Source organism: Virgibacillus litoralis (genome assembly GCF_017873675.1).
In the GTDB taxonomy this organism is placed as follows: Bacteria; Bacillota; Bacilli; order Bacillales; family Amphibacillaceae; genus Lentibacillus; species Lentibacillus litoralis.
The window spans coordinates 287,987-310,731 of record NZ_JAGGKK010000002.1 but is presented as its reverse complement, the minus strand read 5'-3'; the positions used below and the strand labels follow the sequence as shown (position 1 = coordinate 310,731).

Sequence of the window (22,745 nt, the reverse complement as noted above, 5' to 3'; positions counted from 1 at the left end):
TGGGCTCACCACGAGCCTCCTCGCTCGCAAAGAACGCTCCCTGTGGGGTCTCTTAGGCTCGCTGTCCCACAGGAGTCTCGCATATTCCAACTGCTAGTTTAGTGGTATAAAATCTTGTTTTTTTAAGTTCTAGTAAGCAAAGCCCAGCGGAGGAAATACACGTAGACTCCTGTGGGAGCTGTGGCCTAGATGAGACTACGCAGCGACGTAGGAGCAAGGAGGCTCATCAGCCGCCCACGGAAAGCGAAGTGTATTTCCGTAGCGGTTTTACTGCACACAACTAGTTCGCAGCTTTGCCCTCTCGTTTCTGCTACTACGTCTATAATACTTTATCTTAATAGCGTTAATCTTTCTTGCTTAAGCTGTGAGAGTCCCACACCAAAATCTTCGTGCGAACCGATTAGATTTCAAAATAAGTATTAACTTCTTCTTTAGGTATATAATTTCCAATATAAAATGTTCCGAAAATAGCATACTTGGCACTGACTTCATCAAATCGTGTATCATATATAAGCTTTTTGAACTTCAGTGGATCATCACAAAATAGGGAGACTCCCCATTCGTAGTCATCAAAACCAATTGACCCCGTTATAATACGTTTAATATCTTCTGTATATGGCTTACTAGTTGCTATATGTTCAAACATCATACGACCACGTTCTTCTTTTGGCAACGTAAACCAATTGTTTATTTCTCCTCTTAGCTTACTCATTGGGTAAAAGCAAATATATTGTGTTTTGGGAATGGTTGGATAAAGTTTTGCCAGCATTGCTGGATCCTTATATGGATCTGTCTCACGTTTTGTATAAGAGCTTTTCTCGATAATTGACACATATGAATATACAGGTAGTGTATAGTGAGCTAGTGCTGTCTTATTAAATTGACTCTCAAGCTTGTTTAAGTCCTTCATGGTTGGACGGAGAACTATAAACATTAGATCAGCCTTTTGACCAACAATCGAGTATAATGCATGGCTGCCTTCGTGATTATCTTCTACAATTTGCCACTCGCTCATCAAATTATGAAACTCGATTAGAGCCTCATTTCTTTCACTTTCTGTGGCTCGCTGCCATTTTTCCCAATTGATTGTTCTAAAATCATGTAGTGTGTACCATCCATCAAATGTCGTTACAGATTCGACCATTTAAATCACTCCTAAGTTAGCTGTTTGTAATATAAATGGTACATCTCTATAAGCTGTTTTATTGTGATTAATATCACGTTTAAATAAGTAATTGTGAAGAATTTGTGATTTTGTGAATTAAAAAGCGCTCCATTTATGGAGCGCTTTCCGGTGTGTTTAACCCATTCCATTCTGGCTAAACTGTTGCTGATTTCCGCCACTGTTCATTTGTGAAACGAAAGGCATCATTTTTTGCATTGTTTGACCAAAGTTTTGATTGTTTTTGGTCATTGTATAGTAAGTTGCTGCACCAACACCTACTGAAGCGAGTAAAGGTATCCACATGTCATTCCTTTGCATTATAATCCAACCCTTCCTTAGATTATCCCCATACATTAGTAGCATGGCACAAATGTTTTAAAACATGTTAGGTATCAAATACCAGTATAATTACCAGTTTCGAGTGCAGCATTGATACCAGCCAATCTGCCTGTAACTAATGCAGATGTGATATTATAGCCGCCAGTGTAACCATGTATATCCAATATCTCGCCGCAAAAGTAAAGTCCATGCATTATTTTAGATTGCATTGTATTAGGAACAACTTCCTTAATGGAAACTCCACCCCCAGTTACAAATGCTTTATCAAGAGATAATGAACCATTGACATAAAAGGAGAAATGCTTGATATCAAAAACGATTGTCCGAATGGTTTCTTTAGAAATAGTTGCTGCTTTTTGCTCTTCGCTAACCTGATGTGTATTCAGAATGTAAGTAAGAAGCCGCTCCGGGATCAATCCTTTCAAAATATTTTTTATGGATTTTTTAGGGTTTTCTTCCATGGAAGTCAAAATGGCTTGTATTAATTTCTCCTCCTGTTCATCAGGTAGTACATCAAGAATCATTTGAACCTTGTTTTGCCCCTTCATAAGTTCTTTAACAACAAATTGGGAACATCGTAATACCGCTGGACCTGATATACCAAAGTGGGTAAATATCATGTCCATTTGGTGTGTGATGATGGGTTTGCTCTTTTTATTTAATACAGTTAAAGCTACATCACGTAATGATAAACCTTGTAGGCTTTTATTTTTAATAAATGGCTCATTGGAAGTAAGTGCAACTTCAGTTGGATACAATTCAGTAACAGTATGCCCGGCTTTTTTAGCCCATTCGTATCCGTCACCAGTAGACCCAGTATGAGGAACAGCCTTACCGCCAACTGCTATAACAAGTGATTTTGTATGTATTTTCGAGTCATCATTCAAAATAATAACATGTTCATTTTCATCATAATGAACAGCTCTAACGGCAGTGCTCATTCTTACTTCAACATTCAGTTCATCTAATTTATTGATTAAAGCATTCACCACGGTTTTTGCAGAATTTGATTCAGGAAACATACGTCCATGGTCTTCTTCTTTTAGACCAACACCCATCCCTTCAAAAAAGTCGATAATATCGTAATTGTTAAATACAGAAAATGGGCTGTATAGAAATTTGCCGTTTCCTGGTATATGTTTAATTACTTCATCTTCTGGAAGCCGGTTAGTAACATTGCAACGACCTCCACCAGAAATAGCTAGTTTCGTACCTAGCTTCCTACCTTTCTCAATCAACATTGTTTTAGCTCCACTTTCAGCTGCAGCGATGGAAGCCATTAGTCCTGATGGACCGCCTCCAATTATTGTTACGTCGTAGGACAAAATTCTTCATTCCTTTCGTTACTATCATATCCTTTTTAGAAAAAACAAGAATTTTCATGTTAATAAGCACTCATTTAATATTAATTTTTATTAATAAAAAGTGCAAAAATAATATTATTTTTCGAATGCCTTTGACAATTCATAACGTACATATGAATTATCTGTGATAAAATATCTTTAAACGTAATTTTTAAATAGATGCAGGTGAAATAATGTCGAATATTGTTAGAGGCACTATGTTACTTACAGGTGCGTCATTTTTATCTAAGTTTCTGGGGATGATTTATGTTATTCCTTTTCATTGGCTTGTTGGCGAAACAGGCGGGACGCTCTATTCTTATGCCTATACGCCATATAGTATTTTAATTAGTATATCCACAATTGGTGTACCATTAGCCGTTTCGAAATTCGTATCTAAATATAATTCACTTGGTGATTATGAAACGGGAATGCGCATGTTTAAGGCAGGTATAGCCCTTATGGCTGTTACAGGTTTTCTTGGTTTCCTTGTTTTGTTCTTCGGTGCTGAACAAATGGCTAAATTAATCATATCAAATGAGGATATTGGTGAAATTAAAATTGCAGATGTCTCAATGGTCATTAGAGCAGTTAGTTTTGCCTTATTGATTATACCAGCAATGAGTATTGTTCGAGGGTTCTTCCAAGGATATGAATCAATGGCGCCAACCGCCGTTTCACAAGTGATTGAACAAATCGCTCGTATTATTTTTTTGTTGAGTGCAACGTTTGTCGTTATTACTTTATTTAACGGAACAATAGCTACTGCAGTTGGTTTTGCGACATTTGCAGCTGTTATAGGTGCATTAGCATCATGTGTCGTCTTATTCATATATTGGCGTAAAAGGAAACCAGATATACAAAAGCAGGTACAGCAACAACGTGTCAAACATGATATTCCTAAAAAAGATCTTATCAAGGAACTATTTAGTTATGCAGGACCGTTTATTTTAGTAGGGATAGCAATTCCCTTATATCAGTCAGTTGATTTGTTTACCTTTGAACGGGCAATGATTGCTACTGGAAATGGAGAGGTCTCTGAAACAGCTTATTCGGCTATTAATTTGTATGGTCATAAGCTTGTAATTATCCCTGTAACGATTGCAACTGGACTATCACTAGCAATTATACCAGCTCTAACAAAGTCATTTACGAAAGATAATAATCAGCTGCTGAATCAGCAAATTAATCAATCATTACAAATAGTACTAATTCTTGTTGTTCCGGCAGTTGTTGGCTTGTCGATGCTGTCAGATGTAGCGTATGGTTCTCTATATGGAATGGGGAACATTAATATCACAGGAACATTACTAGGCTGGTATGCTCCAGTTGCATTATTATTTGCGTTATTCACGGTAACGTCAGCTATACTGCAGGGAGTTAATCAGCAGCGTTTTGCTGTAATCAGTTTATCCGGAGGCTTGTTGGTAAAGATACTGCTTAATATCCAGCTAATTCATATCTTTGGGGCAAAAGGGGCTATTTTTGGGACAGCTTTTGCTGCGGGAACGGCAGTAATTCTAAATATTTGGCGTATAAAATTGTCAACCCGATTTTCATTCAAACAAACATTTAAACGCTTCTTATTAATTTGTATATTTACTATAATTATGTGTATTGCTATATGGATTGTGAAAGCAGTATTCGGAACATTTTTAGCATATGAAGATTCACGTTTGGCAGCTACTGTTATGTTAATGACGGGTGTACTTGCTGGTGGAGGAGTCTATCTATGGTTTGCCTATGAATCAACACTTCTTGAACGTTTATTAGGCAATCGTGTACGGGTTTTAGACAAAATTTTTCACAGGTAAGGAGTTTTGAATGTGCGGCTTGATAAATTATTATCCAACATGGGTTTTGGCAGTCGGAAAGATTTAAAGGCAATACTGAAAAAAAAGCATATTACGGTCAATGAAAAGATAGTGAAAGATGGAAGTATGCATGTGGATACAGAAGTGGACATAATAAAAGTACAAGGAGAAATAGTTACGTATCAAAAATATATTTATTTGATGATGAACAAACCTCCTGGCTATGTATCCGCAACAGTGGATGATCGGTATAAAACGGTGATTGATATGTTGCCGTCATCCTATCAGCTTTTTAATCCATTCCCCGTGGGCAGGCTTGATAAGGATACAGAAGGATTACTGCTAATAACGAATGATGGGGAGCTAGCGCATCAGCTCATTTCTCCAAAAAAAGATGTAGAAAAGACTTATTATGCTAAAATAAAAGGACATGTTACAGAGGATGATATTACTAAATTTAATAATGGGATTATTCTTGATGATGGATATCAAGCCAAGCCCGCTAGTTTAAAAATTTTGCATGCTGACATTCAATCCGAAATTGAAATAACAGTTACAGAAGGTAAATATCATCAAGTAAAACGTATGTTTGATGCGGTGAATAAGAAAGTTGTATTTCTAAAGCGAATTAAAATGGGTGAGTTAGAGCTTGATTGTAATCTTTCAACAGGTGATATTCGAGAATTGACTAAGGATGAAATGAAGTATTGTCTTTCAAAAAAAAGAGCTGACAAAGACTAACTGTCAGCGAATATCTACATATTCTTAGGATATTTTTACAGGTTTACTTGTCGTTTTCCATCTGCCGCGATTAGGACTACTTACCAAACCATTATATTCCAAAACGTTCAAATCACGCTGAACAGTACGGTCAGTAGTTCCGAATTCTTCAGCTAGTTCCGTAGTCGAAACTGTCCCATTGTCTCTAATATAAAGATAGACAGCTTTAACTCTGGTTAGCATTCGGGATGTTGTTTGATTCAAAGAACCACTCCTTAAAAAGTCATTCTCTTGTGGTGCAAGAATCTATATTGTTATTCTTATTTTACACTAAAAATGTTAATTTTTTAAATACTTTGTTTATGAGTTAAATTATTTTTTCAAATAAGTGTTAAAAACGAAAATGAGGAATGGTTATGACAAATGAACCGCACTATTTTATTGCTATCCCACTGCAAGAAAGACATAAAGAATACTATTCTAAATGGCAATTTAATTTGAAAGAAGAATTGCCTTATAAACAGTGGGTGAATAAAGAAGATTTGCATATCACGTTAAAGTTTTTGGGGTCCGTGGAATCTAATAAACTTAAACAACTTTTGAATTACTTAAATGTTTTGAAGAAAACTAATAAATTTAAAATCGCTACCGGATCAGTAGGGTTCTTTGGTAATCCAAAAAAGCCACGCGTTTTATGGGCGGGTGTTGAAAAAACAAGTGCTTTGGCAGCATTAAACCATGATGTGGAAGACGTTTCGGTGAGTGCTGGTTTCGAAAAGGATAGGCGTTCTTTTTCTCCACACATAACGCTTGCAAAAAAATGGAATGGTGAAGAAGTGAGTATGTCCGGGTTAAAGGAGCAATATGATGAAAGATTGGAGTTGACTGTTAATCAAGTTGTCGTATACCGGATTTTTCCTGCTAGGACACCAAAGTATGAAGTTGTAGCTGCATATGAACTAAAAGGGGAGGTTGATTAAGTGGCTCAATTAATTAAGATGCAGGATTATATATCCAGGTATGAGTGGAACGCATACCGTTATCCTAGTCAATATATGCGTCTGAAACAAGATAATTGGAAAAAGCTTCAATATATGTCAATGAACGAAGGTGCTGAAAAGACTGGAGAAGAGGAACACGGGGAACAGAGCTCCACATTTTCGAAATGGAAATCATTCATAAAAACAGGAAATTGGCATAATGAAGAGGAAGGTTCAGCGGATGAGGATAATGTTCTACCCAAGACAGAAAATGACTTAAAGCAGTATTTTCTAAATAAATTATTTCCATTGCAATTAAAGTGGGCTACATCAACTGTAACTGATGTATCATTTATGGATAAGAGTTATTACCAGGATGAAACGCTAAAATATTTTTTGCAAAGGTTTCCTGATACGTATTTATTAATGTATTATCCAATTTTTAATATAAAAAAGGCTCCAATTGATGGCGAAATCATCCTGCTTAGCCCGATTGGTATAGAAATCATTTATTTAATTGAAAAGAATCATAATGCAAAAATAATAGCGGATGATGAGCGCACATGGATAGTAAAAGATAGAGAAGAACAGTCCAAAATCCTAAGTCCTATGATTGCTTTAAAACGTACTGAACAACTTGTTAAAAGTATTTTGAGTATAGAAGATATTGAATTTCCTATTAACAAAGTTGTATTATCACGAGTGAATAATATTGAATATATTTCAGAACCATTTAATACAAAAATAATTGGGAAATATAATTATAAGAAGTGGTTTAAAGAAAAACGAAGCCTTGTATCCCCACTGAAAAGCAGCCAGCTAAAGATTGCAGATTTATTATTAAAAAATTGCCAATCAACATCCGTTAAGCGACCGGAGTGGGAGGAAGATAATAATACATTTTCCGTTGGTGCAGAGGATGATTAAATGTATATTTTTATTGTAAATCCGATTGCAGGAAATGGGGGCGCCAAGAAGGCATATTCAAACATTGCAAAAACTGATGCCTTTAAACAAATAGACAGTAAGTGCTTTTTCACGGAATATTTCGGACATGCGGAACGAATCGCCAAACACCTGACTACTGATTTTCCAGAAATCGTTACCTGTGTTGTTGTTATTGGTGGTGATGGGACATTACATGAGGTATTAAATGGTCTTTGTAAACCAGTTGTACCAGTTTCATTTATTCCTGCCGGTTCTGGAAATGATTTTGCAAGGGGTTGTGATATTAAAGGGAAACCAGTTGAAATTTTTCAACGAATTATCCATCAAAACAGCAAACCTTATTGGCTAGGATGTTATCAGGAAAAGGGAAAGAGCCCACGTAATATAGTTAATAGTATCGGATTTGGCTTTGACGCAGAAATAGCAAAAGCTGTCAATGAATCAAAGTATAAAAAACTATTAAGTACTATCCGCTTAGGTAAAATTAGTTATGTAATTGGACTTATAAAAGTATTATTCAGATTTAGACCAATGAATCTAGAAATGATAGTAGATGGTAAAAAATACAAGCTTTCTAATTGCTGGATGGTAACAATTGCACATCATCCTTTTTACGGTGGGGGTATGAAAATCATACCTGATGCAACGATACAAGCTGGGGTTTTCCCAGTACTTATCATTCACTCCATATCAAAATGGAAGGTGTTAGGGGTGTTTATGACAGTATTTAGCGGGAAGCATGTCAACTTTAAAGAGGTAGAGCTTATGGAAGCAAATCATCTCGAAATTTCCTCTAAGAAAAAAATTCCTTATCAGGTAGACGGGCAGACTGATGTTTGCTTCTCTTGTGTTATTACCAAGCAACAAGACGCTATTAAGGTTGTTGGCGCATAATTTTTGCTTGAAATTAATGTAGAATTCCTATACTCTATTCTCATGTCTCTTTTTTAAGATTAAATTATAATAAGATGCAAAAATATAGATGATGATTTGAGGTATGTACGGTGAATTGGCTTAAACAAGCACTAGGAAAAGAATGGAATGTTACCTCGGCTGGTGGATTGACTGGTGATGCTTTTATAGCAGAAAATCACAACCGGCGGCTATTTCTAAAACGAAACTCCTCCCCATTCCTGGCAGTGCTATCTGCAGAGGGAATTGTCCCTAAGCTTGTTTGGACGAAACGGATGAAAAATGGTGATGTCGTTACTGCTCAGGAGTGGCTTGATGGAAGAGAACTTAACCCATTGGAAATGCAACATCACCAGGTAGCTTCTTTAATCCGTAAAATACACAACTCTTCTGAACTGTTGCATATGCTCATGCGAATGGGAAAAAAAGCCGTCACACCAGATGATCGCTTTGCTGAAATAGCTGAACAAGTAAAATCGAATAATTTGATGGAACAACATAAAGAAGTTCGTAATGCCATTCATTATCTACACCGATTACTTCCTGTAACACGGGGACAACAACAGGTTGTGTGTCATTGTGATTTGAATCATAATAATATTTTGCTAACAAATAAGGGCCAGCTCTATTTGGTTGATTGGGATAATGCAATGATAGCTGACCCTGCAATGGATTTTGGATTTGTATTAAAGTGGTATATACCGCAGGAAGACTGGAATGAATGGCTTCAACATTACGGTATAACGAAAAATGAGCAGTTAATTGAACGCATATATTGGTACTTGATAATAGATGCACTTTCCTATTTATGCTGGCATAATGAACGTAATGAAATGAATAAAGCTTATAGTAGATTAAAGGATCTAAGCGATTTAAATTTTCATGTAGAGTCTGTTATTCTGAACTAGTCTGCTGGATAGCACTTACCCAAGTCTCTATGTTTTCCTGATTTGTAGTTATGTGCTCCTCATCATTTTGTGCAATTTCACCTTGCCGGCCATAATTATATATTTCTGGCAATAATTGAAGTAGCTGTTCATCAGAGATGCTGTTGTTTGCCATCATGGCTTGAACTAGTCTTTTTATCTGCTGATATTCTGAAATCTCACCACAGCAATCCTCTGTTTGTTCGCTTAAAATATCTTGCAGTAACCTTAATTGATTATGAACGGTTAATGTCAATCGAAATCACCTCAATTTATAGTGTTAACCAATAAATTTTATTCTATGCTAAAATATTTAGAAAGCGTGGTGCTAATGGTGCGACAGCGTAATAAGCCATGGGCAGATGATTTCCTGAAAGAAAACAGGCACTTTGTAATTCCTAATCCATCTGAAAAAAAGAATAAGTGGCGTGAAATTTTCGGTAATAACAATCCAATTCATTTGGAGATAGGTACTGGTAAAGGCCAGTTTTTAGCAGGGATGGCTAAGCAATTCCCAGAAGTCAATTTTATAGGAATTGAGGTTGCAAAAAGTATCGCTGTAACTGCAGCTCAGAAATTAATGCAATCAGACCAGGATAATATTGTACTGATAAATGAAAATGCAGAAAAATTAAGGGATATTTTTGCAGAAAATGAAATTTCTGACATATATTTAAATTTTTCTGATCCTTGGCCAAAGAATCGCCATGAGAAAAGACGTTTAACTTTCCGTACGTTCTTAGAGCAATACAAGGACGTCATGCAGCCGAGTGGTGAACTTATATTAAAAACCGATAATCGAGGGTTATTTGAATACTCACTTGTTAGTTTCTCCGAGTTTGGTATGGGCTTGACAGAAGTTAATTTGGACCTTCATAAAGCGGAGGATCCTGAAAACGTCATGACAGAATACGAAGCTAAATTTTCGGCAAAAGGACAAGTTATCTATCGATGCCGTGCCCAATTTTCTTAGAACTCATCAAAAGGGTTCTTTTTTTGCAGTTAGGAAAGTATAATTACTTTTTATTTCAGCAGTTAGTGGCTGGGGACAAAAGTATTTAGTCAAAGTAAAATCCGAACTATGATTCAAAATTCTTGAAATAGAATTCGAATTAGTTCGGATTTTTGCAGTTAAGAATGTATACTTTCTTACTGCATAAGTGCAACTATGTCATTCACCAAAAGGCTTGGTGAATGCCTAGTTTTCTAATATTGCAGATTAGATATAAACTGCGAAGTACTTTTTAAAAAGTTTGAGTGCTATGATGCCGCTCCGGAAATACACTTCGCTTTCCGTGGGCGGCTGATGAGCCTCCTTGCTCCTACGTCGCTGCGTAGTCTCATCTAGGCCTCAGCTCCCACAGGAGTCTACGTGTATTTCCTCCGCTGGGATTGTTTTTACTTAGTCTTCTTAGCCATAGCCATAGGGAACACTTCAATCTCTAATCAAGAAGCCTCTTCCAGTGGAGGCAGAATGCGCAGACTCCTATGGGAACAGCACGTTCCGAAGACCCCGGAAGAAGCGTTCTGTGCTTCTGAGGAGGCTGAGGTCGTGCCCATGGAAAGCGAAGTATTCTGCCGGAACGAATCGAAGCACTCAACCTTCATTCTTTAAGAGAAGGGAAAGAAGCTTAAATAAAAGTTTTTCACTACGTCGCATTTTATAGGAATTACGTATTAGATCCAACCATTGATAATGAACGTTCTAAAAAACCTATCCTGTTATTATTCGTCTTTAAAGTAGAGATTTTTAGTTATGTCCCAGCCTCTACTGCATAATTGAACTAAGGTTTTTGGCCATAAAGGGTTGGCGAAAAGCCTTAACTTTCTAAATTATTTGCACGAAATATATTCTTTAGCTAAACTAATAATTAGGAAGAAGGAGGCTGAATAATGGAAACACTTCAAATTGGACGAGCAAAGTTGACGTGGTTAAATGGTGGTGTGAATTTCCTGGATGGAGGTGCCATGTTTGGCGTTGTTCCAAAGGCATTGTGGAGTAAGAAATATCCACCAAATGAAAAAAACCAAATAGAATTGAGAACGGATCCGATACTGCTTCAAGTGGATGGAAAAAACTTTTTAATAGATTCCGGTATGGGAAATGGAAAATTAACGGATAAACAATTACGTAATTTTGGTGTTCTGGAACAATCCTCCATCGATCAATCACTGGCTGAATTGGGGTTAACAGTTAAGGATATTGATGCAATGTTAATGACTCACTTGCATTTTGATCATGCATGCGGTCTGACTAGAAAAGTGGAGGGTACGTATCAACCTGTATTTGAAAACGCGACTATTCATGTATCGGCAGCGGAATGGAATGAAATGCGAAACCCAAATATTCGATCTATAAATACATATTGGGAAGAAAATTGGAAACCAGTTCAGGATCATGTACAGCCGTTTGAAAATGAAATTTCGGTAGTTGAAGGGCTAAAGATGGTCCATACAGGTGGACATAGTGATGGACATTGCATTTTGGTTTTTGAAGATGGAGATGAAGTATTTATTCATATGGCTGATATAATGCCAACCCATGCCCATCAGAATAAATTATGGGCACTTGCATATGATGATTACCCGGTAACTTCAGTACATGAAAAAGAAAAATGGATGGAATTTGGTTATCAGAAAAATGCGTGGTATACGTTTTACCATGATGCTTATTTACGTGCAATTAAATTTGATGAATCAGGAAAGCCAATTGATGAAATTGAACGGACGCGATATGACTATAAATAAGGCTGTTTTCTAAAAGTTTATTATTTTTAACACAAAATCTATAAAATTTAAAAAGCCATCTGTCAGCAGATGGCTTTTTATTTCCGTATAGGAAACTATAAAATTTAAGTGCTGTAGATAACTGGACTCCCGAATCAGCCACCCAGCTTCGACGAACAGGACGTACAAGTGACGGTGACGCTACAGGACGTGGTGTTCTCACCGGCCAGCTTCTAACAGACGCTTGCACTCTTGTTATTATGCTGTTTGTACGGCACCAATTACAGCGCCTGTTTCTACATCTACATAAAACTCATATTGTTTATTTTCGCCATCGATGTTTCGGGTAACTCCGCCACGATAGGCATTATACAATAGTCCATTTTTCTCGACTTCTTCTGGTTTCATATAAATCCATGAGCCACTTATAGGACCCTGTTTTTTAAATGTTTCCTTTGCTTGTTTCAAAGCTTTTTCCGGGGTTATCTTCTGATATTGATCGATTTGTTGCTTTGCAAGATATCCTACTGCGACACCCAATCCTGCTGCAAGAGCTGCTCTTTTTACATTCATTTTATTTTCACCTCTTGAAATAAATTTCTTAATCCTAGTAATTAATGTCCAATTTAATAATTAGTATAACTGAAACATATTAAAATAGAAACTAAAACACAAATTTAGTTGATTGGTGGAAAGAAGGAGTCATTTTCCGTTATACTTATTATACTACATAAAAATAAATATAGTATAGATGGAGGGAATACAGATGAATCAGGAAACAACAGACTTATTCAGAACACTCACAGAAATGCAAGGGGCGCCAGGAAATGAGCATCTAGTTCGTAAGTTTATGAAAGAAGAACTCGGTAAGTACGCTGACGAGGTAATTCAGGATAATCTTGGTGGTGTTTTTGGTGTGAAAAACGGTGATGGACCTCGCGTTATGGTAGCAGGCCACATGGACGAGGTTGGTTTTATGGTCACACAAATTACCAAAAATGGTATGATTCGCTTTCAAACGTTGGGCGGCTGGTGGAGCCAGGTGCTACTAGCTCAGCGTGTTCAGGTTATGACAGAGAATGGTCCTGTGACTGGCGTAATTGGGTCAACTCCTCCACATAATTTAACGCCGGAACAACGGAAAAAACCAATGGAAATCAGTAACATGCTTATCGATATTGGTGCAGATGACCAAGAGAATGCTGAAAAAATCGGCATTAAGCCTGGACAGCCTATTGTACCAATTTGCCCATTCACACCAATGGCCAATGATAAAAAAATTCTTGCTAAGGCATGGGATAACCGTTATGGTTGTGGTCTTTCTGTTGAATTATTAAAAGAACTTAAAGATGAAAAACTTCCAAACCAATTGTTCTCAGGTGCAACAGTTCAGGAAGAAGTGGGTCTGCGTGGTGCGCAGGTCGCAGCAAATATGATTAAGCCTGATATCTTTTATGCACTTGACGCATCACCAGCTAATGATATGTCAGGTGATGAAAAAGAATTCGGTCAACTAGGCAAAGGTGCTTTACTTCGTATATTTGATCGCACAATGATAACACATCGTGGTATGCGAGAATTTATCTTGGATACGGCAGAATCTAATAATATCCCTTACCAGTATTTTGTTTCACAAGGTGGAACCGATGCAGGTCGGGTACATTTATCAAATGATGGAGTACCATCTGCGGTTGTTGGAATTTGCTCCCGCTATATTCATACATCCGCATCAATGATTCACGTAGATGATTATCAAGCTGCAAAAGAATTAATCGTCAAACTTGTAAAAGCTACTGACAAAAACACAATTGAAACAATTCAAAAAGCTAATTAATTATTTTTAGAGAGGGGCTGACCTAAAAGTATTTTTCAAAAAAATTTAAAGTCCCACTATAGATAGTGTGAAATTAGTGTTAAAAATAACCCCAAACCACTTTTATAGTGTACGGGGTTATTTTTGGGATGTTGTTAACTCTTATTGTCCCTTTGAGTTAGCCCCTGCAATTTGAAAGATTGTGAGGTGTTTTGTATGGAAGTAATTATTGGGTCAAAAAATCCTACAAAGGTACAGGCAGTTGAGGAAGTATTTGTAAAGCATGGTGTTTCTGGCCTTGATGCACTATCAAAAGTAAGTGCACAGCCACTCTCGGATTTTGAAACAAGAGAAGGGGCAATGAACCGTGCAATGCAGTGTATAGAAACTACTTCGGGTGATATTGGAATCGGTTTAGAAGGTGGCGTTATGCAAGTAGGTGATCAACTTTACTTATGTAATTGGGGGGCATTAGTTACAAGAGAAAAGGAAGTTTTTACAGCTAGCGGTGCTCGGATTTTGTTGCCTAAAGAATTTACTAATCAGCTTCAAGGTGGCGCTGAGCTAGGAGATATAATGGACACGTACGCGAAGCGAAAAGATGTACGAAAAAATGAAGGTGCCATTGGTATATTTACGAATGACCAGATCTCTAGAAAAGAAATGTTCGTTCATGTTGTTAAACTGTTACATGGTCAATGGGATTATAAAATAAAAAATGGCAGCGGAATATAACCGCTGCTATAATTACTCATAAATGTATTGCAGTACTTCTAAAGCTTGGTCGACTGTTTCGACAGTTACGTTGGCCTTGTTGGAAAGTTCTTTCAATGGATGCACTAGTGATTCTGGTCTGATGATTATTGTAGGTTTATTCATTGATATTGCCGCACTCGCATCCATCGCTGTATTCCATTGTTTATACTTCTCACCAAACAATGCGATAACCACATCAGATTTTTGCAACAAAACCTGTGTTCGAAAATTATTAATACTTGATGCTGCATCATCTGTATAAATTTTTGCTGGTTGCTTGCCAATTATGTCTTCCCCCACATTGTCTGAACGCTCATGATTTGTTTGTGGTCCAACAAATGTGAGTGGAAGATTATTTTCCTTAGCTTTTGATTTTACTGTTTCCCGCCAGTCATCGTGTATCTGACCTGCTAAGTATACAGTTAGATCCATAAATATCCCTCCAAATTTATATATAATCTCAATTCTATATTATCTGTTTTTTTTTAGACAACGCAAATAAAGTAGCTTGCTGGAAAATAATTACCTTGAAATTTATTAAATTCGTAGTATTATAAAAAGAGGTAAAAAGTACTAGATCCAGGGGGAAAAACATTGCGAAAATCAATATGGAATATTACAATAGTTTCTTTGCTCTTCCTAGTCACACTGACTGCGTGCAGTATGCAAACAGAAGAAGAGGCAATTAAGGATGCTAAGGAATCAGCCAAAAAAATATTCAATTCGGATGAAAAGATTGAAACGAACCATAAACTGGATTCATTTTCAATGTATTTACCAAATAGTTTAGAAGTGAAAGAAGAAGATGAAAATAATGTTATTCTAAAAGATGGAGACCAAACATTTATTGTTTTTTATAATAATCTTGAAGACCCACTAAGTAAGCTTAGTTATAATTCTGCAGCAGCAAAAAGTGATAAGGCTTTGCTGTTAGAGACATTTGAAGATAAGAATAAGTTTGGGTATATGCGTATAATCCCTCACAATCAGGAAGAAGATTATGAATTACAGATTGGTGTGGGTGGCGTCAAAATCACTACTTATACTTCAAGAAGAAATTTGAGTGATGATTCAGAAGAGCTTATGAAGATTGCACAATCCATAGCCTTGCAGCAAACAAGCACTGTCCAAAAATAAATATCTAATAATACTAAAAAGTCAGTCAATGAATTAGTTCATTGACTGATATTTTTTTGCAGATAATAAAGTATAAATCCTTTCTTACTGCATAAGTGCAACTAAGGCTTATCTATACTGAGGATTGGCGACAAGCCAAGTTTTCTAAGAAGAAAAGTTGGAATTTTATGTATATCACCATACGTTGATTCAGTCAAGTTTATTGAATCATAGTTAAAACAAAGATATGATAGCAATGGAGGCTGATAACTATGAAAACGTTAGAAACGGTTAATGAATTTAATGATCTGATAAATAAAGATAATATTATTGCTCTATTTTCTGCTGACTGGTGTCCGGACTGCCGAGTGATTGAACCGGTCCTACCAGAAATTGAACAGGATTTTCCGGAATATACATTTGTTCTGGTTGACCGAGACCAGTTTATTGAGATTTGCCAGCAATATGATGTTTTTGGAATTCCAAGCTTTATTGCATTTAAAGGTGGTAAAGAAGCTGGCAGATTTGTTAGCAAAGACCGTAAAACAAAGGACGAAATTATCGAATTTATCAAAGGGGTATAAGGTTAAAAGGAGAGTTGCACTACGATGAAAATGACTAGTTTGAAAATGAAAAAAATACTTGATGAAAGGTTTTCCAATCCCGAATTTAATACATCTTATAAGAGGGACGAAGATTCCTATCGGATAGAGTGGAAGGAATCCAAGCAAGGAATGACCATTACACTACCGAATGTTGTATCGAAATATAACAAGCGGGGCGAACCAGCTATAGATGAACTAGAGGAACATGTATTAGAAGCATTACGGATTATGAATGAAGAACACACTTTGACTGGGATGGAGAAAAATATTTATCCTGTCATTCGTGCAACATCATTCGCAACAGAAACAAATTCGGGTACTACACTGGTATCTAAAGAACATACTGCAGAGACTCGTGTTTACTATGCACTGGATTTAGGTAAATCCTATCGGTTAATTGATGAACCAATGCTCGAAAAAGAGGGATGGACTTACGATAGAATTGATGAAATTGCAACATTTAACATTAGATCTTTATCCAATGATTTCAAGAAAGATACGGTAGCTGAAAATGATTTTTATTTCGTTGCTAAACAGGATGGTTATGATGCAAGCAGAATTCTGAACGAAGCGTTTCTGGAAGAAATGCTCGCAAATAGTAAAGGACAGCTGGCTGTAGCTGTACCACATCAGGATGTATTAATTTTTGCTGACATACAAAATAAAACAGGTTATGATATATTAGCACAAATGACAATGAAGTTCTTTGCAGAGGGAAGTATTCCAATAACGTCGTTGCCATTTATATACGAAGATAAAACATTGGAACCAGTGTTTATCATGGCAAAAAATCGACCAGAACAGAAGTAGAAAGGAATGAGTTCAGATGGATGTGTTTTATAATCCAAAGGGTGTTGGGGATGTTTTAATTGTTCCACTAGAAGATGGGGACCGCTATGAGGTTAAGCATGATACTATTGGTGACATCACACGAATCATTGATAAAGATGAAAAAGTTATTGGTTATAATATCTTTCGGGCATCACAGCATTTGGAATTAGAAAGTACTGGGAAAATCACAATGACGGAAGAACTATTAAATCAGTTAAAAAAATTGTTTAATAAAAACAATCTGACTGATTCACTTGAGTTTGATTTGAGCCCTAAATTTGTTGTAGGCTATGTTAAAAATAAATCCCCTCATGAGAATGCTGATAAGTTGAGTGTTTGTCAAGTTGATACAGGGGACGAAATGCTGCAAATTGTATGTGGTGCACCAAATATTGATGCAAATCAAAAAGTTGTCGTAGCGAAAGTCGGAGCGACTATGCCGAGTGGGTTAAAGATAAAACCGACAGAATTACGAGGGGTCCCATCGAATGGTATGATATGCTCGCAGAAAGAATTAGGCTTGCCTGATGCACCCAAAGAGAAAGGAATTTATGTTCTCGATGATACTTATGAGGTAGGCGAACCATTTATATTCTAAAAAGAGAGCAACCTAAGTCAATTGACAAGGGTTGTTTTTTTCGCAGATAGGAAAGTTTATACTTTCCTGCCTTCATAATTTCATAAAGCACTTAGGCTTTTGACTGTTACGTTTTGGCAATAAGCAAATTTTTTTAATGCTACAATTTCACAAAAAAACTGATAGAATAAATTATAGTGTTAATTTTTATAGAAATGAGTGAAATTATATGTGGGATCGTTGGAAAAAGAAAATAACCAATTTTCTCTTTGTGGAAGTAGAGGAAGAAAACAATCAGTCACCAAAAAACCGAAACTATCGTAAACAGGATGTTCAAACAAAAATGATGTACCAATATCCTGATAAGAATTCATTTCGGTTTCCTGTTATCCCTGATCAACCCAAGGAAAAAGAAGTAGAGACACCGGCATTTGAACGAAAAAGAAACCGAACTAGAAATAACACTTCAAGTAAATCCGATCAACAAAGTCCGATGCTTGAACGGAAAAAGAAAGTGAACAAGCCTGAATCAGGAACACCGTTTGAACCAAGCGATGTCCCTTCACCTATCTATGGTTTTCAGCATCGAAAAAAGGAAAAGGAGATAGAGGACATCCCTGCGTATAAACGACAACAAACTGACGTGCCGGAGCAAACTATGCAGCAAGACGAAACAGATACATACACAAATGATACACGTCCATTGGAAAACTTGATTAATGAGGAGTCAACAGAGTCAACAAAGGTTCCCGAGCCTGAACCTAAGGAATTGAACCAGCCAAAAGAGGACAATGTACAACAACAGCATTCTGTTAAACAAACCAAACGAAGACACTCCAAACATAAAATAGAAAAACAAAATAAACCGAGCCCACCTCCTTTTAATGTTATGATGTCAGCAAATGATAAACGGAGGCAAATGGATAAGCACAATATCAAAAAAGAATCTGTCAGCGATAATACAGCTGTAAATGACAGTACAGTACCATATCATTTATTAAATGATCCTGTTCGTAAAAGTGATCAGAATCAATTTTGGATGAATAGCCAACAGGAACTATTGGAACAAACACTGAAACATTTTAATGTTCAGGCGAAAGTTGTTAAAGCAACGCAAGGGCCATCTGTTACAAGGTTTGAAGTGCAGCCAGAGCTGGGTGTTAAAGTTAGCAAAGTTAAAAATTTGAGTGATGATATAAAATTGAATATGGCTGCAAGAGATATTCGAATTGAAGCGCCTATACCTGGCAAGAACACAATTGGAATTGAAATTCCTAATCCAAAACCACAAATTGTCGGGTTGCAGGAAATCTTTGAGGCAGAAAACTTTCAAAAAGGCGAATCACCATTAACAATAGGATTGGGATTAAGTATTGAAGGAAGTCCCCTGATCACTAATATACAAAAAATGCCGCACGGATTAATAGCCGGGGCAACAGGGTCAGGAAAGAGTGTTTGTATTAATACGATTCTAATCAGTCTCCTCTATAAAGCGAATCATCAAGATGTAAAGTTCCTGTTGATAGATCCTAAAATGGTTGAGTTGGCACCGTATAACGGTATACCACATCTCATTTCACCAGTTATTACGGATGTAAAAGCTGCAACAGTTGCTCTCAAATGGGCTGTGAAGGAGATGGAGGAACGATATGATAGGTTTGTTCAAGAAGGAGTTCGAGATGTACAGCGTTTTAATCAAAAGATGATTAAACAGAATCGTGTGGAAGAAAAAATGCCATTTATTGTTATTGTAATTGACGAATTGGCTGATTTAATGATGGTATCACCACAGGATGTTGAGGATGCAATCTGTCGTATTGCCCAAAAGGCACGTGCATGTGGAATCCACTTGCTTCTTGCAACACAAAGACCTTCTGTGGATGTGATCACTGGGTTAATAAAGGCAAATATACCGACAAGAATTGCATTCAGTGTATCCTCTCAAGTAGATTCCAGAACAATTATGGATACAAGTGGAGCTGAGAAGCTTTTAGGAAAAGGTGATATGCTGTTTATCGAGAATGGTGCCGGTGAAAGTATTCGTTTGCAAGGTGCCTTTGTATCAGATGAAGAAATTGAGCGTGTAACTGATCATGTGCGTCAGATAGCTAAACCTAATTATGAATTTGAGCAGGAACAGTTATTGGAGCAGCTTGTAACTGATGATTCAGAAGATGAATTGCTTCATGATGCGATTGAGTTTGTTGTGAAGCAGAATAGTGCCAGTACGTCATTATTACAGCGTCACTTTAAAATAGGATATAATCGGGCAGCACGGCTAATGGACTCGATGGAAAGCAACAGAATAATCAGTGGTCAAAATGGAAGCAAACCGCGTGAAATACTAGTATCTGGCGTACAAGCTGAAAACTAAGCACTTGTTTAGTTGCAGTAGTTTTTATATGATAAGAAAGAATGCAATCACCAAACTTTATTATGAATACGAGGGGAAGCCGTTATGAAGGAAATATCACAGAAACTAAATGGGGATATTAAACGTTTAACTAACAAAACATTTAAGTTTGATGAACGGATTAAAGAGGGTTGGTTTTCAGCGGTATACTTTTTGAAAACGAAAGAAATGGCAGAGAAGAAACTTCCATATAATCGTGTCACAATGCAGTTTTTCCAAAAAAGCAGTAATGCAGTATTATGTGGAACAGATGAAGCAATTGCTTTGGTCCACACATTTGCAGATGAACCAGAAAAACTGGAAATTCATTCATTAAAAGATGGTGACAAGATCAGCCCCTACGAAACTGTTTTGACCATAACAGGGGCATATCAGCAGTTCGGTTTTCTTGAGGGTATTATTGATGGTATTTTGGCTAGAAGAACATCGGTAGCTACAAATGTATATAATGTCGTAAAAGCAGGTAGAACTTCTGGGAATCAAAAGCCCATTATTTTTATGGGGGATCGTGACGATCACTTCACCCAACAGGCTGGCGATGGCTATGCAGCATTCATTGGTGGTTCTACAGCACAAGCAACGCATGCGATGAATGAATGGTGGGGAAAAGAAGGTATGGGTACAATGCCGCATGCCATGATTCAAATGTTTCGTGGTGATGTTGTTGCAGCATCACGTGCATACATTGAAATGTTCCCAGAAGACGATCTTGTAGCTCTAGTTGATTATAATAATGATGTGATTACCGATTCGCTGAAAGTTGCTAAAGCCTTTGGTAACAATTTAAAAGGAGTTCGTCTTGATACGTCCAGAACACTTGTAGATAAATATTTTTTAAGGAATCATCATTTAATGGGCACTTTTGATCCAAGAGGTGTGAATCCTGAATTAATTTTTGCGCTTCGAAAAGCACTTAATGAAGAAGGGTTTTCTCACGTAAACATTATGGCCAGCGGTGGCTTTACGGAGACAAGAATAAGTCATTTCGAGACTCTAGGCGTTCCGGTAGATATGTATGGTGTTGGAGGAAGCCTATTAAAAATTAATATTGGTTTTACTGGTGATAATGTGTTGTTAAACGGTACTCAAGAAGCAAAAGAGGGGAGACGTTATCGACCGAATCCCCGACTTGAATTAGTGGAATATCATATGCAAAATAAAGAATAAGTAATATTTTATTTCACTCTTCGTAAACATTTGCTATAATGATTAAATAGCTGTTAAGATTCCTGCAAAATATAAATTTTAGATAGCTGTTTGTACACATATATCTGGAGGTTCTTTTTTATGACAACTTACCATTTTATTGGTATTAAGGGGACCGGAATGAGTGCACTTGCACATATCCTTCATGATTCTGGGGAAAAAGTGCAAGGATCTGATGTAGATAAGCGCTTTTTCACGCAAGAAGCATTAGAGAATAAAAACATTCCAATCTTCCCTTTTTCAGAAAGTAACATCAAAGAAGGCAACACCATAATAGCGGGCAATGCTTTTTCGGATGATCATGTAGAGATTAAAGAAGCAAAAAGGTTAGGACTCACTTTTTATAGATACCATGAATTTCTAGGAGAATGGCTGAAGCAATATACAAGTATCGCTGTAACTGGTGCTCACGGAAAAACGTCTACTACTGGTTTATTGGCTCATGTACTTGATGAGACGTATCCCATTTCATATTTAATAGGTGATGGGACAGGAAAAGGCCATGTAGACAGTGAATATTTTGTTTTTGAGGCGTGTGAATATCGTCGTCATTTTTTACGTTACGAACCTGATTATGCAATTATGACGAATATTGACTTCGATCATCCGGATTATTTCACGAGTATTGATGATGTATTTGATGCATTTCAATCGATGGCTGATCAAGTAAAAAAAGGAATTATTGCTTGTGGTGACGATGAACAACTACAACAAATCCAAGCGAAAGTTCCCGTCATGTATTATGGGTTTTCCAGTACGAACGATTTTCAGGCACAGAATGTAAAGGAAACAGAGAACGGTACTGAATTTGATGTATTTGTACGTAATACGTATTATGAAACTTTTGAGATTCCAATGTTCGGTGATCATAATATATTGAATGCTTTATCTGTAATTGCTATTTGTCATTACGAAGATATGAAAGCAAAAGATATTAAAACTATTGGCACTTTTCAGGGTGTTAAACGCAGATTTACCGAGAAAAAAGTAGGGAATCAAATTCTGATTGACGATTATGCACATCATCCGAAAGAAATTACAGCAACTATTGATTCAGCTCGTAAAAAATATCCAGATAAATCTATTGTAGCAGTATTTCAGCCGCATACATTTACTCGTACTAAAACATTCTTACAAGAATTTGCTGATAGTTTAAGCTTAGCTGATAACGTTTATTTATGTGATATTTTTGGATCAGCTAGAGAAGATAGTGGGAAGTTGACTATACACGATCTGCAAGAACTGGTGGATGATAGTTCTGTTTTAGATATATCACACACGGATGTTTTAAAGAATGATGCTGACAGCGTACTGATTTTCATGGGGGCAGGGGATATTCAGAAGTTCCAAGAATCCTATGAAGAACAGTTGGCAAATAAAAATAATTTAAAAAAAGTATAGATGATTCTGAGCCATAAATTTAGGCTCTTTTTTTTTTGCTGTTTTTTAATGATTATTACTTTTAACAAAGCCACATGAGCCAGTCTATATCAAACAGGGAAGATAGAGTAATAAGCCTTACGAAAAGAGACTTGTTTATATTTTATGAAAGCT

General features: G+C 36.7%; 24 protein-coding genes. 17 read left to right on the top strand and 7 right to left on the bottom strand.

From position 1 onward, the window contains the following. Nucleotides 1-400 precede the first annotated feature (400 nt). The 3 genes from hemQ to J2Z82_RS03785 all read right to left on the bottom strand — a co-directional run bounded on the left by hemQ (nt 401) and on the right by J2Z82_RS03785 (nt 2,829). A complete protein-coding gene (gene hemQ / locus J2Z82_RS03795) occupies nt 401-1,144 on the bottom strand; it encodes a hydrogen peroxide-dependent heme synthase (protein WP_209479455.1) in 744 nt (247 codons plus the stop codon). A 156-nt stretch (nt 1,145-1,300) separates the two neighbouring features. Next, on the bottom strand, nt 1,301-1,483 hold the full coding sequence (locus J2Z82_RS03790) for a hypothetical protein (RefSeq protein WP_092492257.1): 183 nt from the start codon (nt 1,481-1,483) through the stop codon (nt 1,301-1,303). Nucleotides 1,484-1,557: 74 nt separating this feature from the next. After that, nucleotides 1,558-2,829, bottom strand: coding sequence for a BaiN/RdsA family NAD(P)/FAD-dependent oxidoreductase (locus J2Z82_RS03785; RefSeq protein ID WP_209479454.1), 1,272 nt, complete (start codon nt 2,827-2,829; stop codon nt 1,558-1,560). A gap of 212 nt (nt 2,830-3,041) precedes the next feature. Between J2Z82_RS03785 and J2Z82_RS03780 the strand changes: the two genes are divergently transcribed. Beyond that, nucleotides 3,042-4,661, top strand: a complete 1,620-nt coding sequence (locus tag J2Z82_RS03780; protein ID WP_209479453.1) for a putative polysaccharide biosynthesis protein — start codon at nt 3,042-3,044, stop codon at nt 4,659-4,661. A 12-nt stretch (nt 4,662-4,673) separates the two neighbouring features. After that, a complete protein-coding gene (locus J2Z82_RS03775; RefSeq protein ID WP_209479452.1) occupies nt 4,674-5,402 on the top strand; it encodes a pseudouridine synthase in 729 nt (242 codons plus the stop codon). A 24-nt stretch (nt 5,403-5,426) separates the two neighbouring features. Here the strand turns inward: J2Z82_RS03775 and J2Z82_RS03770 are convergent, their stop codons facing one another. Beyond that, nucleotides 5,427-5,645, bottom strand: coding sequence for a DeoR family transcriptional regulator (locus J2Z82_RS03770; RefSeq protein WP_209479451.1), 219 nt, complete (start codon nt 5,643-5,645; stop codon nt 5,427-5,429). A 152-nt stretch (nt 5,646-5,797) separates the two neighbouring features. Here J2Z82_RS03770 and thpR point away from each other — a divergent pair, with 152 nt between their 5' ends. The 4 genes from thpR (at nt 5,798) to J2Z82_RS03750 (ending at nt 9,129) form a co-directional block, all read left to right on the top strand. Next, nucleotides 5,798-6,361, top strand: coding sequence for an RNA 2',3'-cyclic phosphodiesterase (gene thpR, locus J2Z82_RS03765; RefSeq protein ID WP_209479450.1), 564 nt, complete (start codon nt 5,798-5,800; stop codon nt 6,359-6,361). Next, entirely contained in the window at nt 6,362-7,288 is a 927-nt protein-coding gene (locus J2Z82_RS03760) for a nuclease-related domain-containing protein (protein ID WP_209479449.1), read from the top strand. It abuts the gene before it with no gap. Then, nucleotides 7,289-8,203, top strand: a complete 915-nt coding sequence (locus J2Z82_RS03755) for a diacylglycerol/lipid kinase family protein (protein ID WP_209479448.1) — start codon at nt 7,289-7,291, stop codon at nt 8,201-8,203. 110 nt (nt 8,204-8,313) lie between these two features. Then, the gene (locus J2Z82_RS03750) at nt 8,314-9,129 is read left to right on the top strand and encodes a phosphotransferase family protein (RefSeq protein WP_209479447.1); all 816 of its coding nucleotides are present in this window, start codon (nt 8,314-8,316) and stop codon (nt 9,127-9,129) included. Here the strand turns inward: J2Z82_RS03750 and J2Z82_RS03745 are convergent. Further along, nucleotides 9,116-9,403 (bottom strand): YtzH-like family protein, encoded by a 288-nt coding sequence (locus tag J2Z82_RS03745; RefSeq protein ID WP_209479446.1) that lies wholly within the window; start codon nt 9,401-9,403, stop codon nt 9,116-9,118. The genes J2Z82_RS03750 and J2Z82_RS03745 overlap by 14 nt on opposite strands. 78 nt (nt 9,404-9,481) lie before the next feature. On the opposite strand from J2Z82_RS03745, the gene trmB reads away from it, so the two are divergent. Beyond that, nucleotides 9,482-10,120 (top strand): tRNA (guanosine(46)-N7)-methyltransferase TrmB, encoded by a 639-nt coding sequence (trmB, locus tag J2Z82_RS03740; protein WP_209479465.1) that lies wholly within the window; start codon nt 9,482-9,484, stop codon nt 10,118-10,120. A 920-nt stretch (nt 10,121-11,040) separates the two neighbouring features. Beyond that, on the top strand, nt 11,041-11,895 hold the full coding sequence (locus tag J2Z82_RS03735; protein ID WP_209479445.1) for a YtnP family quorum-quenching lactonase: 855 nt from the start codon (nt 11,041-11,043) through the stop codon (nt 11,893-11,895). A gap of 237 nt (nt 11,896-12,132) precedes the next feature. On the opposite strand, the gene J2Z82_RS03730 is transcribed toward J2Z82_RS03735, so the two are convergent. Next, the gene (locus tag J2Z82_RS03730; RefSeq protein WP_092492268.1) at nt 12,133-12,447 is read right to left on the bottom strand and encodes a PepSY domain-containing protein; all 315 of its coding nucleotides are present in this window, start codon (nt 12,445-12,447) and stop codon (nt 12,133-12,135) included. A 193-nt stretch (nt 12,448-12,640) separates the two neighbouring features. On the opposite strand from J2Z82_RS03730, the gene J2Z82_RS03725 reads away from it, so the two are divergent. Together J2Z82_RS03725 and J2Z82_RS03720 are read left to right on the top strand one after the other, a co-directional pair. Further along, nucleotides 12,641-13,708: a M42 family metallopeptidase gene (locus J2Z82_RS03725; protein ID WP_209479444.1), complete on the top strand. Its 1,068-nt coding sequence runs from the start codon at nt 12,641-12,643 to the stop codon at nt 13,706-13,708. Nucleotides 13,709-13,903: 195 nt separating this feature from the next. Next, a complete protein-coding gene (locus tag J2Z82_RS03720) occupies nt 13,904-14,422 on the top strand; it encodes a DUF84 family protein (RefSeq protein ID WP_209479443.1) in 519 nt (172 codons plus the stop codon). A 12-nt stretch (nt 14,423-14,434) separates the two neighbouring features. Here the strand turns inward: J2Z82_RS03720 and J2Z82_RS03715 are convergent, their stop codons facing one another. Beyond that, nucleotides 14,435-14,875: a YtoQ family protein gene (locus tag J2Z82_RS03715; RefSeq protein WP_209479442.1), complete on the bottom strand. Its 441-nt coding sequence runs from the start codon at nt 14,873-14,875 to the stop codon at nt 14,435-14,437. A 162-nt stretch (nt 14,876-15,037) separates the two neighbouring features. Here J2Z82_RS03715 and J2Z82_RS03710 point away from each other — a divergent pair, with 162 nt between their 5' ends. From J2Z82_RS03710 to murC, 7 genes are all read left to right on the top strand, one after another. After that, the gene (locus J2Z82_RS03710; RefSeq protein WP_209479441.1) at nt 15,038-15,580 is read left to right on the top strand and encodes a hypothetical protein; all 543 of its coding nucleotides are present in this window, start codon (nt 15,038-15,040) and stop codon (nt 15,578-15,580) included. Between the two features lie 251 nt (nt 15,581-15,831). After that, on the top strand, nt 15,832-16,143 hold the full coding sequence (locus J2Z82_RS03705; RefSeq protein WP_209479440.1) for a thioredoxin family protein: 312 nt from the start codon (nt 15,832-15,834) through the stop codon (nt 16,141-16,143). A 24-nt stretch (nt 16,144-16,167) separates the two neighbouring features. Continuing rightward, nucleotides 16,168-16,974, top strand: a complete 807-nt coding sequence (locus J2Z82_RS03700; protein ID WP_209479439.1) for a DUF1444 domain-containing protein — start codon at nt 16,168-16,170, stop codon at nt 16,972-16,974. Nucleotides 16,975-16,990: 16 nt separating this feature from the next. After that, entirely contained in the window at nt 16,991-17,593 is a 603-nt protein-coding gene (gene ytpR / locus J2Z82_RS03695; protein ID WP_209479438.1) for a YtpR family tRNA-binding protein, read from the top strand. Between the two features lie 208 nt (nt 17,594-17,801). Next, entirely contained in the window at nt 17,802-19,946 is a 2,145-nt protein-coding gene (locus J2Z82_RS03690) for a DNA translocase FtsK (RefSeq protein WP_209479437.1), read from the top strand. Between the two features lie 84 nt (nt 19,947-20,030). Further along, entirely contained in the window at nt 20,031-21,152 is a 1,122-nt protein-coding gene (locus tag J2Z82_RS03685) for a nicotinate phosphoribosyltransferase (RefSeq protein WP_209479436.1), read from the top strand. A gap of 120 nt (nt 21,153-21,272) precedes the next feature. Continuing rightward, nucleotides 21,273-22,592: a UDP-N-acetylmuramate--L-alanine ligase gene (gene murC, locus J2Z82_RS03680; protein ID WP_209479435.1), complete on the top strand. Its 1,320-nt coding sequence runs from the start codon at nt 21,273-21,275 to the stop codon at nt 22,590-22,592. The last annotated feature ends 153 nt before the right edge of the window (nt 22,593-22,745 follow it).